This is a genomic window from Streptomyces sp. NPDC041970 (assembly GCF_055588985.1).
In genome coordinates this window covers 1-9,182 of sequence record NZ_JBVJCD010000103.1, presented here as the reverse complement: position 1 = coordinate 9,182, position 9,182 = coordinate 1, and the positions used below count along the sequence as shown (strand labels likewise).

The window sequence follows — 9,182 nt, the reverse complement described above, 5'->3', positions numbered from 1 at the left end:
CCCCCCCCCCCCCCCCCCCCCCCCCCCCCCCCCCCCCCCCCCCCCCCCCCCCCCCCCCCCCCCCCCCCCCCCCCCCCCCCCCCCCCCCCCCCGCTGCCGGTCGTCGGTCAGACGGCGAGCGCCTGCGCGCGGCGCTTCACCTCCGTACCGCGATTCTCGCTCAGCGCCTGCGCGGGGGTGCCGGGCAGGGTCGGGTCGGGGGTGAAGAGCCACTCCAGCATCTCTTCGTCGGAGTAGCCGTCGTCCCTCAGGAGGGTCAGGGTGCCGGAGAGGCCCTTGACCACCTTGTCGCCGTCGATGAAGGCGGCGGGCACCTGGAGCGTCCGGTTCTCACCACGGCGTACGGCGATGAGCTGGCCCTCCTTGACCAACTGCCGTACACGCGTCACCTCGACACCGAGCATTTCCGCGATGTCGGGGAGGTGGAGCCAGGCGGGGACGAGAGCATCGGTCTTTGCGTCAATCACGGTCACGGGGACAAGCGTGCCATCCGGCACCGACAGCCGGTAGCCGGGCCCGCCCGTACGGGGCCGACCCGGCCCCTCACAGGGCGGCGGACTTCAGCGGGACGGCGGGGTCGGCGACCCGCTCCGGGTCGAGCGCGGCCCCCGACTCGATGAGCCGGCGGCCCTGGGCGAGGTCGCGCGGGCGGCCCACGGCGAGCACGGCGACCAGCGCGCCCGCGCGCAGCCAGCACACCGACCAGGCGTCGTCCGCGCCGTCGCCGCGCCACAGCAGCGTGTCGGCGCCGGCGTGGTGGCCGGCGTACTGCACGAAGCGGCCGAACTGCTCGGACCAGAAGTACGGGACGGGGTCGTGGACGGGCGGCGGCCCGCCGTCCTCGGCGGCCGTGATCGCGGCGGCCACGGTGCGCGGGCCCTGGAGGGCGTTGTCCCAGTGGTGGACCAGCAGGCGTTCGCCGTAGCGGGCGGAGGGGAAGGAGGCGCAGTCCCCGACCGCGTACACGTCGGGCAGCGAGGTGCGCAGCGCGCTGTCGGCGGTGACCGAGCCGTCCGGGCCGAGCGCGATCCCGGAGCCGGCGAGCCAGCCGGTGGCGGGCCGGGCGCCGATGCCGACGACCACGGCCCCGGCGGGCAGGGAGCGGCCGTCCGCCAGGACCGCGGCCCCCTCCCCGACGCGCTCGACGCGGGCGCCGGTGAGGAGGCGGGCGCCGCTCGCGGCGTACCAGTCGGCCATGGGGGCGGTCACCTCGGCGGGCAGGGCGCCCGCCAGCGGGCGGTCGGCCGCCTCGACGACGGTGACCGCGCACCCGGCCGCGCGGGCGGCGGTGGCGAACTCCGCGCCGATCCAGCCCGCCCCGACGACGACCACGTCCTCCCGCCGCTCCAGGACGGGCCGCAGCCGGGCGGCGTCGTCGAGGGTGCGCAGCAGATGGACGCCGGGGACGCCTTCCGTGCCGGGGAGGGCGACGGGCTCCGCGCCGGTGGCGAGGACCAGGGCGTCGTAGCGCACCGGCCCGTCGGCCGTCTCCAGCACATGGTCGGCGGCGCGCAGGGCGGTGACGGACAGGCCGAGGCGCAGGGTGATGCCGAGGGCGTCGAAGTCGACGTCGAAGGCCGTCTCCTCGGCCATGCCGAGGAGGACCGCCTTGGACAGCGGCGGTCGGTCGTAGGGCTGGTGGGGTTCGGCGCCGATCACGGTGAGGGGGCCGGTGAAGCCCCGCTCCCGCAGGGCCACGGCGCTCTGCACGCCCGCCATGCCCGCTCCGACGACCACGACGTGCCGTGTCAGCCGCGCCGCCCGCTGTTCCGTCCGCTCGCTCACCCGCCCACCCTAATCGCCTGACGGACCGTCAGTGCGGGGGGTTGCCGTCGGTCAGGCGGGAAGCTGCTCCACCACGCTCGTCCCGGCGCCCTCCTGGGACTCCCACTCCCACACCTCCTCCAGCCGCACCCGGCCGTCCGCCAGCTCGACGACGGTGGAGCGGCAGTGCCCGCCGGACGTCGTCCCGTCCCGCTTGAGCTGGACGTAGCGGAAGTCGAGCGCGTCGCCCTCGCGGGTGCCGACGAGATGGCCGCGCACCACGTCGCCGCCCTCGTACGCGGCCCAGACGACGCCGTCCCGCTCGTGGTACGCGAAGCGGGTGCGGGCGCCGACCTGGCCGGGGGCCTGGTCGGCGACCGGCGCGAGGACGAGTCCGTCGAGCGAACGGGCCACAGTGGCTGCTCCCCTTACTGGCCGCGGGCGACTGGGTTTAGGGTGGCCACGGTAGAACACTCGCGGGAGCCCGGACGCACCGGGCTGAGAGGGAGGCTGGGCGGCCTCCGACCGTACGAACCTGCTCCGGGTCATGCCGGCGAAGGGAGGGGCTGGACGCGTATGCCTGCCGTCGACGACACCTCGGGGTCCGACGTCCTCGTCATCGGGGGCGGGCTCATCGGCCTGGTCACCGCGTGGCGGGCCGCCCAGCGCGGGCTGCGCGTCACCGTGGCGGACCCGGAACCGGGCGGCGGGGCCGCCCGGGTGGCGGCCGGCATGTTGGCCGCGGTCACCGAGCTCCACTACGGCGAGCAGATGCTGCTCGGCCTCAACCTCGCCTCCGCCGACCGCTATCCGGCGTTCGTGGCGGAGCTGGAGGAGGTCAGCGGCCTGGACACCGGCTTCCGCGCCTGCGGCACGCTCGCCGTGGCGCTGGACGCCGACGACCGGGCCCACCTGCGGGAGCTGCACGCCCTCCAGGAGCGCTCCGGGCTGGAGTCGGTCTGGCTGAGCGGCCGCGAGTGCCGCCGCCTGGAGCCGATGCTGGCTCCGGGCGTCCGGGGCGGGCTGCGGGTCGACGGCGACCACCAGGTGGACCCGCGCCGCCTCGCCGCGGCGCTGCGGACCGCCTGCGGGCGGGCGGGGGTCGCGTTCCGCGGCACGACCGCCGAACGGCTGCTGGTCGCCGGTGACCGGGCCACGGGGGCGCTGCTCGGCGACGGCGCGGAGTTCGGGGCCGACCGGGTGGTGCTCGCCGCGGGCAGCCTGAGCGGCCGGCTCGCGGGGCTGCCCCCGGAGGTCGTGCCGCCGGTCCGCCCGGTCAAGGGCCAGGTGCTCCGGCTGACGGTGCCTCCGGCGTACGCCCCCTTCCTCAGCCGCACCGTGCGCGCCGTGGTCCGGGGCGGCTCCCTCTACCTCGTGCCCCGCGAGAACGGCGAGCTGGTCGTCGGCGCGACCAGCGAGGAGATGGGCTGGGACACCACGGTCACCGCCGGCGGGGTGTACGAGCTGCTGCGCGACGCCCACGAACTGGTGCCGGGCATCACCGAGCTGCCCCTCACCGAGACCCGCGCCGGTCTGCGCCCCGCCTCCCCCGACAACGCGCCGCTCCTCGGCCCGACCGCGCTGCCCGGCCTGCTGCTCGCCACCGGCCACCACCGCAACGGCGTCCTGCTGACGCCCGTCACCGGTGACGCGATGGCCGACGCCCTGACCACCGGCGAGCTGCCCGAGGTGGCCCGCCCCTTCGCCCCCGGCCGCTTCGCGCCCCTTCCCGCCGCACCCGCACCCCAGGAGCAGCCCGCATGACCCAGCCGCCCGCGGCGCCCGAGAGCGCCGCCGCTCCCGCGTCCGTCTCCGTCTCCGTGAACGGGGAGGTCCGCGTCCTCCCCGCCGGGACGGACCTGGACGCCCTCGTCGCCACCCTGACCCCGGCCCGCTCCGGGGTCGCCGCCGCCGTCAACGAGAGCGTCGTCCCGCGCGGCCGGTGGGCCGCCACGCCGCTCGGCGAGGGCGACCGCGTCGAGGTGCTCACCGCCGTGCAGGGAGGCTGACCGTGTCGGACGACGCCTTCGCCCTGGGGCCCGCCGCCTTCGGCTCCCGGCTCATCATGGGGACCGGCGGGGCGCCCAGCCTGGAGGTGCTGGAGCGCTCGCTGATCGCCTCGGGGACCGAGCTGACCACGGTCGCGATGCGCCGGCTCGACCCGACGGTGCAGGGCTCGGTGCTCTCGGTGCTGGAGCGGCTGTCCATCCGGGTCCTGCCGAACACGGCGGGCTGCTTCACCGCCGGCGAGGCGGTGCTGACCGCCCGGCTGGCCCGTGAGGCGCTCGGCACCGACTGGGTCAAGCTGGAGGTGGTGGCCGACGAGCGGACCCTGCTGCCCGACCCGATCGAGCTGCTGGACGCGGCGGAGGTCCTGGTCGACGACGGGTTCACCGTGCTGCCGTACACCAACGACGACCCGGTGCTGGCGCGGAAGCTGGAGGACGTGGGCTGCGCCGCGATCATGCCCCTGGGCTCCCCCATCGGCTCCGGGCTCGGCATCCGCAACCCGCACAACTTCGAGCTGATCGTCGAGCGGGCGGGCGTCCCGGTGATCCTCGACGCGGGGGCCGGGACCGCGTCGGACGCGGCGCAGGCCATGGAGCTGGGGTGCGCCGCCGTGATGCTCGCCTCCGCGGTGACCAGGGCCCAGGAGCCGGAGCTGATGGCCGCCGCGATGCGCCACGCGGTGGAGGCCGGGCGGCTCGCGTACCGGGCCGGGCGGATTCCGCGCCGCCGCTTCGCCGAGGCGTCCTCCCCCGCCGAGGGGCGGGCGGCGCTCGATCCGGAGCGCCCGGCGTTCTAGAACGGTCACGGGCGGGTCGCGGGGCGGGTCCGGTTCCGCCCCGGCCCGTCGGCGGCGCCGGCGGCGGCTCGTAGACTCTCCGGGTGGACACGACCCTCCAGGACCCTCTCGTCGGGCGGCTGCTCGACGGCCGGTATCGCGTAGAGGCGCGCATCGCCGTCGGCGGGATGGCCACGGTCTACCGGGCCGTGGACACCCGGCTGGACCGGGTGCTCGCCCTGAAGGTGATGCACCCGGCGCTGGCCGCCGACGCCTCCTTCGTCGAGCGCTTCATCCGGGAGGCCAAGTCGGTGGCCCGGCTCGCCCACCCCAACGTCGTCGGGGTCTTCGACCAGGGCGCCGAGGGCGCGTACGTCTACCTCGCCATGGAGTACGTGGCGGGGTGCACCCTGCGCGACATCCTCCGCGAGCGCGGGGCGCTGCAGCCGCGCGCCGCCCTGGACATCCTGGAACCGGTCCTCGCCGCGCTCGGCGCGGCCCACCGGGCCGGGTTCGTGCACCGCGACATGAAGCCGGAGAACGTCCTGATCGGGGACGACGGCCGGGTCAAGGTCGCCGACTTCGGCCTGGTCAGGGCGGTCGGCACGGCCACCGACACCACCGGCTCCCTGCTGGGCACGGTGTCCTACCTCGCGCCCGAGCAGATCGAGCACGGCACCGCCGACACCCGCAGCGACGTCTACGCCTGCGGGGTCGTGCTGTACGAGATGCTGACCGGCGCCAAGCCGCACACCGGTGAGAACGCCGCCCAGGTCATCTACCAGCACCTCAACGCGGACGTCCCGGCCCCGTCCGCCGTCGTGCCGGGGCTGCCGGTCGCGCTGGACGCCCTGGTGGCGAGCGCGACCGCCCGCGCCCCCGAGCTCCGCCCGCACGACGCGGTGCTGCTGCTGGCCGAGACCCGCGAGGCCCGCGCCGCGCTGAGCGAAGCCGAGCTGGACGCCGTACCGCCGCAGGCGCTGTCGGGCGTGCACGACGGCTCGGACGACCGGACGAGCGTGCTTCCGCGCGCCCTCCCGGCCGGCGCCGACGCGGTGCACCGCACCAGCCGCCTGGAGGCCCCGCCGCACGCCGCCGCGCCGCCGCGCCGGCGCGGACCGTTCGCCGGGCCGCACCGCACGCTCGTCGCGGTGGTCACCGCCGTCCTGCTGGCGCTGGGCGTCGGCACGGGCGTCTGGTACATCAACTCCGGGCAGTTCACCCGCGTCCCCTCCCTGCTCGGCCAGACCCAGAAGACCGCCGAGCAGCGGATCGCGGACGCGGGGCTCGGGCTGAAGGGCGTGGACCGGGTCTTCAGCGACACGGTCGAGAGGGGGGCGGTCGTCAGCAGCGACCCCTCCTCGGGCGCGCGCATCCGGGGCAACGGCTCGGTGCGGCTCGTCGTCTCGCGCGGCCCCGAGATCGTGCGCGTGCCCGACGTGGCGGGCGGCTCCCTCGCGGACGCCCGGCGCGCCCTGAAGAAGGAGGGCCTGGTGCCGGGGATGACGACCAAGGAGTTCAGCGAGGACGTGGCCCGCGGCAAGGTGATCCGCACCGACCCCCACGCCGGCGCGGACCGCCACCCCGACACGGCCGTGGCGCTCGTCGTCAGCAAGGGCAGCCCCGTCGAGGTGCCCGACGTCGCCGGGCTCCCGGTGCGGGAGGCCACCGCCGAGCTGGAGGCCGAGGGGCTCGCGGTGCGGGTGCTGCCCGGCCGGGTCCACTCCGCGATGGCCGCCGGAAGCGTCGCGGAGCAGTCTCCGGGCGAGGGCGCCGAGGCCGCCGAGGGCGACACGGTCGAGCTGACCGTGTCCAAGGGCCCCCGGATGCTGGACGTCCCGGACGTCACCGGCCGGGACGTGGACGAGGCGCGGAGCACCCTGCGGGAGGCGGGCTTCGAGGTGAAGGTCGAGCGGCCGTTCCTCTCCTTCGGCGACACGATCGGCAGCCAGTCCGTCGAGGGCGGCGAGCGGGCCCCCGAGGGCTCCACCATCACCATCACGACCAAGGGACTCTGAACCCCATGCGCAATCCGGTGGGCGGACACGTCCCGGTGGCCGGCGGCCTCGCCAAGGTCGGTCTGGGGTACGCCCGCGAGCTGGCGGCCGAGGCCGTGCAGGTCTTCGTGGCCAACCCGCGCGGCTGGGCGACGCCCGCCGGCAGCCCGGCCCAGGACGAGCTGTTCCGCGAGCAGTGCGCGGCGGCCTCGATCCCGGCGTACGTGCACGCCCCGTATCTGATCAACTTCGGCTCGCACACCGCCGCCACGGTCGAGCGGTCCGCCGAGTCGCTGCGCCACTCGCTGCGCCGGGGCCGGGAGATCGGCGCGCTGGGCGTGGTGGTGCACACCGGCTCGGCGACCGGCGGGCGGCCGCGCGCCGAGGCGCTGGCCCAGGTGCGGGAGCACCTGCTGCCGCTGCTGGACGAGCTGACGGAGGACGGCGACCCGGACCTGCTCCTGGAGTCGACCGCCGGCCAGGGCTCCTCGCTCTGCTCGCGGACCTGGGACTTCGGCCCGTACTTCGAGGCGCTGGACTCCCACCCGAAGCTGGGCGTCTGCCTGGACACCTGCCACATATACGCGGCGGGGCACGACCTCGCGGGCCCTGCGGGGATGCGGCAGACGCTGGACCTGCTGGTGGACACGGTGGGCGAGGGCCGCCTCAAGCTGATCCACGCCAACGACTCCAAGGACGTCGTGGGCGCGCACAAGGACCGCCACGAGAACATCGGCTCCGGCCGCATCGGGGCGGAGCCCTTCCGGGAGCTGTTCACCCATCCGGCGACCGAGGGCGTGCCGCTGGTCATCGAGACGCCGGGCGGCAAGGAGGGGCACGCGGCGGACGTGGCCCGGCTGAAGGAGTTGCGCGGCTGACGGCGGCGGGTCAGAGCTCGGGGCCGTCGCCGGGCTCCTCCTGGTAGGAGTAGCGCTGTTCGCGCCAGGGGTCGCCGACGTTGTGGTAGCCCCGCTCCTCCCAGAAGCCCCGGCGGTCCGCCGTCATGTACTCGACGCCCCGGACCCACTTCGGGCCCTTCCACGCGTACCGGTGCGGGACGACGAGGCGCAGCGGGAAGCCGTGCTCGGCGGTCAGCAGCTCGCCGTCCTTGTGGGTGGCGAAGAGGGTGCGCTCGGAGGCGAAGTCCTCCAGGCGCAGGTTCGAGGAGAAGCCGTACTCGGCCCAGACCATCACATGGGTGGCCTCGGGCGCGGGCGGCGCGAGATCGAGGACCGTGCGGGCGAGGACCCCGCCCCATTCGGCGCCGATCATGCTGAACTTCGTCACGCAGTGCAGGTCGGCGACGACGGAGGCGAACGGCAGGGCCGAGAACTCCTGGTGGTTCCAGCAGTGCTTGTCGCCGTCCGCGGTGGCCCCGAAGACCCGGAACTCCCAGCGGTCGGGCCTGAACTTGGGGACGGGTCCGTAGTGGGTGACCGGCCAGCCGCGCTGCAGTCGCTGTCCCGGCGGAAGCTCGGTCTGCTCTGACGCGCGGTGTTCCCGGCTTTCCGGCTGACCCATGCCTCCATGGTGACAGACAGGCAGGGGTGGTCATGACCAGGGCAGACCCATCCGGGGCAACTCGTACTAAGCGTGCACTTACTGGACGGCCGCCGGGCGCGGTGCGAGGATGCGGCCAACTTGTCGATCGCGCTGGAAGGAGCCTCTGCGATGCAGGGCGACCCCGAGGTCCTTGAGTTCCTCAACGAGCAGTTGACCGCCGAGCTGACGGCCATCAACCAGTACTTCCTGCACGCCAAGATGCAGGAGAACTTCGGCTGGACGAGGCTCGCCAAGTACACGCGCGCCGAGTCCTTCGACGAGATGAAGCACGCGGAGGTGCTCACCGACCGCATCCTCTTCCTCGACGGGCTGCCCAACTACCAGCGGCTCTTCCACGTCCGGGTGGGCCAGACGGTCACCGAGATGTTCCAGGCCGATCGCCAGGTCGAGGTGGAGGCGATCGACCGCCTCAAGCGGGGCGTCGAGGTGATGCGCGCCAAGGGCGACATCACCTCCGCGAACATCTTCGAGTCGATCCTGGCGGACGAGGAGCACCACATCGACTACCTCGACACGCAACTGGAGCTGGTGGAGAAGCTGGGCGAGCCGCTCTACCTCGCGCAGCTCATCGAGCAGCCGGAGAGCTGACCCGTCAGGCGGCGTCGGCGAGGGGCGCGCCGCGCAGCGCGGTCGCGGCGACCGGCTCGGCGGCAGGCGCGGCGGGTTCGCGGCGCTGGTCCAGCAGCTCGCGGCGCGGGCAGTCGCCCCGCCCCAGCAGGGCCTGGATACGGCGTACGCAGCCGCCGCAGTCCGTTCCGGCCTTGCAGGCCGAGGCGATCTGGCGGGGGGTACAGGCGCCGGCCTCCGCATGGGCCTTGACCTGCTGTTCCGTCACGCCGAAACAGGAGCAGACGTACATGCGGTTCACCTCCCGGCGGGTCGGTCGCGGGCGCCTTCCCGGTCTTCGGTGAGGCTAACCTAACCTTACCCATCCCTCAAGCCGTGCAAAAGCCCTGGAACGGCCGGTGGGGGGGGGGGGGGGGGGGGGGGGGGGGGGGGGGGGGGGGTGGTGGTGGGGGGGGGGGGGGGGGGGGGGGGGGGGGGGGAGTGGGGGGGGGGGGGGGAGCGAGCGG

The 9,182-nt window shown here is 75.2% G+C and carries 11 protein-coding genes and 1 riboswitch; of the genes, 6 read left to right on the top strand and 5 right to left on the bottom strand.

Annotated elements, in window-relative coordinates; translation table 11 throughout:
• Positions 1 to 107: 107 nt before the first annotated feature.
• The 3 genes from ACZ6EJ_RS27505 to ACZ6EJ_RS27495 all read right to left on the bottom strand — a co-directional run bounded on the left by ACZ6EJ_RS27505 (position 108) and on the right by ACZ6EJ_RS27495 (position 2,178).
• Complete coding sequence (locus ACZ6EJ_RS27505) at positions 108 to 473, bottom strand: Rv2175c family DNA-binding protein (RefSeq protein WP_469270877.1); 366 nt, start codon at positions 471 to 473, stop codon at positions 108 to 110.
• A 70-nt stretch (positions 474 to 543) separates the two neighbouring features.
• Positions 544 to 1,785 (bottom strand): NAD(P)/FAD-dependent oxidoreductase, encoded by a 1,242-nt coding sequence (locus ACZ6EJ_RS27500; RefSeq protein ID WP_469270875.1) that lies wholly within the window; start codon positions 1,783 to 1,785, stop codon positions 544 to 546.
• Positions 1,786 to 1,836: 51 nt separating this feature from the next.
• Entirely contained in the window at positions 1,837 to 2,178 is a 342-nt protein-coding gene (locus ACZ6EJ_RS27495; RefSeq protein ID WP_469270874.1) for an avidin-fold protein, read from the bottom strand.
• Positions 2,179 to 2,230: 52 nt separating this feature from the next.
• A riboswitch (TPP riboswitch) is annotated at positions 2,231 to 2,343 on the top strand.
• Here ACZ6EJ_RS27495 and thiO point away from each other — a divergent pair.
• From thiO to ACZ6EJ_RS27470, 5 genes are all read left to right on the top strand, one after another.
• Positions 2,341 to 3,528: a glycine oxidase ThiO gene (thiO, locus tag ACZ6EJ_RS27490; RefSeq protein WP_469270873.1), complete on the top strand. Its 1,188-nt coding sequence runs from the start codon at positions 2,341 to 2,343 to the stop codon at positions 3,526 to 3,528. Its footprint overlaps the riboswitch before it by 3 nt.
• On the top strand, positions 3,525 to 3,773 hold the full coding sequence (gene thiS, locus ACZ6EJ_RS27485; protein ID WP_469270871.1) for a sulfur carrier protein ThiS: 249 nt from the start codon (positions 3,525 to 3,527) through the stop codon (positions 3,771 to 3,773). Before thiO ends, thiS begins: the two co-directional genes overlap by 4 nt.
• Before the next feature lie 2 nt (positions 3,774 to 3,775).
• Positions 3,776 to 4,570, top strand: a complete 795-nt coding sequence (locus ACZ6EJ_RS27480; protein ID WP_469270869.1) for a thiazole synthase — start codon at positions 3,776 to 3,778, stop codon at positions 4,568 to 4,570.
• Positions 4,571 to 4,653: 83 nt separating this feature from the next.
• On the top strand, positions 4,654 to 6,567 hold the full coding sequence (gene pknB, locus ACZ6EJ_RS27475) for a Stk1 family PASTA domain-containing Ser/Thr kinase (RefSeq protein ID WP_469270868.1): 1,914 nt from the start codon (positions 4,654 to 4,656) through the stop codon (positions 6,565 to 6,567).
• 5 nt (positions 6,568 to 6,572) lie between these two features.
• Complete coding sequence (locus ACZ6EJ_RS27470) at positions 6,573 to 7,424, top strand: deoxyribonuclease IV (RefSeq protein WP_469270867.1); 852 nt, start codon at positions 6,573 to 6,575, stop codon at positions 7,422 to 7,424.
• A 10-nt stretch (positions 7,425 to 7,434) separates the two neighbouring features.
• Here the strand turns inward: ACZ6EJ_RS27470 and ACZ6EJ_RS27465 are convergent, their stop codons facing one another.
• Complete coding sequence (locus tag ACZ6EJ_RS27465) at positions 7,435 to 8,067, bottom strand: sulfite oxidase-like oxidoreductase (RefSeq protein WP_469270866.1); 633 nt, start codon at positions 8,065 to 8,067, stop codon at positions 7,435 to 7,437.
• Positions 8,068 to 8,217: 150 nt separating this feature from the next.
• Here ACZ6EJ_RS27465 and bfr point away from each other — a divergent pair, with 150 nt between their 5' ends.
• Positions 8,218 to 8,697 (top strand): bacterioferritin, encoded by a 480-nt coding sequence (gene bfr, locus ACZ6EJ_RS27460; RefSeq protein ID WP_469270865.1) that lies wholly within the window; start codon positions 8,218 to 8,220, stop codon positions 8,695 to 8,697.
• Between the two features lie 4 nt (positions 8,698 to 8,701).
• Here the strand turns inward: bfr and ACZ6EJ_RS27455 are convergent, their stop codons facing one another.
• On the bottom strand, positions 8,702 to 8,968 hold the full coding sequence (locus ACZ6EJ_RS27455) for a (2Fe-2S)-binding protein (RefSeq protein WP_469270864.1): 267 nt from the start codon (positions 8,966 to 8,968) through the stop codon (positions 8,702 to 8,704).
• Positions 8,969 to 9,182: the final 214 nt, after the last annotated feature.

Excerpts from the sequence above, each read along its gene's own strand:
- thiO (WP_469270873.1), top strand. The coding sequence starts at position 2,341 with ATGCCTGCCGTCGACGACACCTCGGGGTCCGACGTCCTCGTCATCGGG.
- thiS (WP_469270871.1), top strand. The coding sequence starts at position 3,525 with ATGACCCAGCCGCCCGCGGCGCCCGAGAGCGCCGCCGCTCCCGCGTCC.
- ACZ6EJ_RS27470 (WP_469270867.1), top strand. The coding sequence starts at position 6,573 with ATGCGCAATCCGGTGGGCGGACACGTCCCGGTGGCCGGCGGCCTCGCC.
- ACZ6EJ_RS27465 (WP_469270866.1), bottom strand. The coding sequence starts at position 8,067 with ATGGGTCAGCCGGAAAGCCGGGAACACCGCGCGTCAGAGCAGACCGAG.
- bfr (WP_469270865.1), top strand. The coding sequence starts at position 8,218 with ATGCAGGGCGACCCCGAGGTCCTTGAGTTCCTCAACGAGCAGTTGACC.
- ACZ6EJ_RS27455 (WP_469270864.1), bottom strand. The coding sequence starts at position 8,968 with ATGTACGTCTGCTCCTGTTTCGGCGTGACGGAACAGCAGGTCAAGGCC.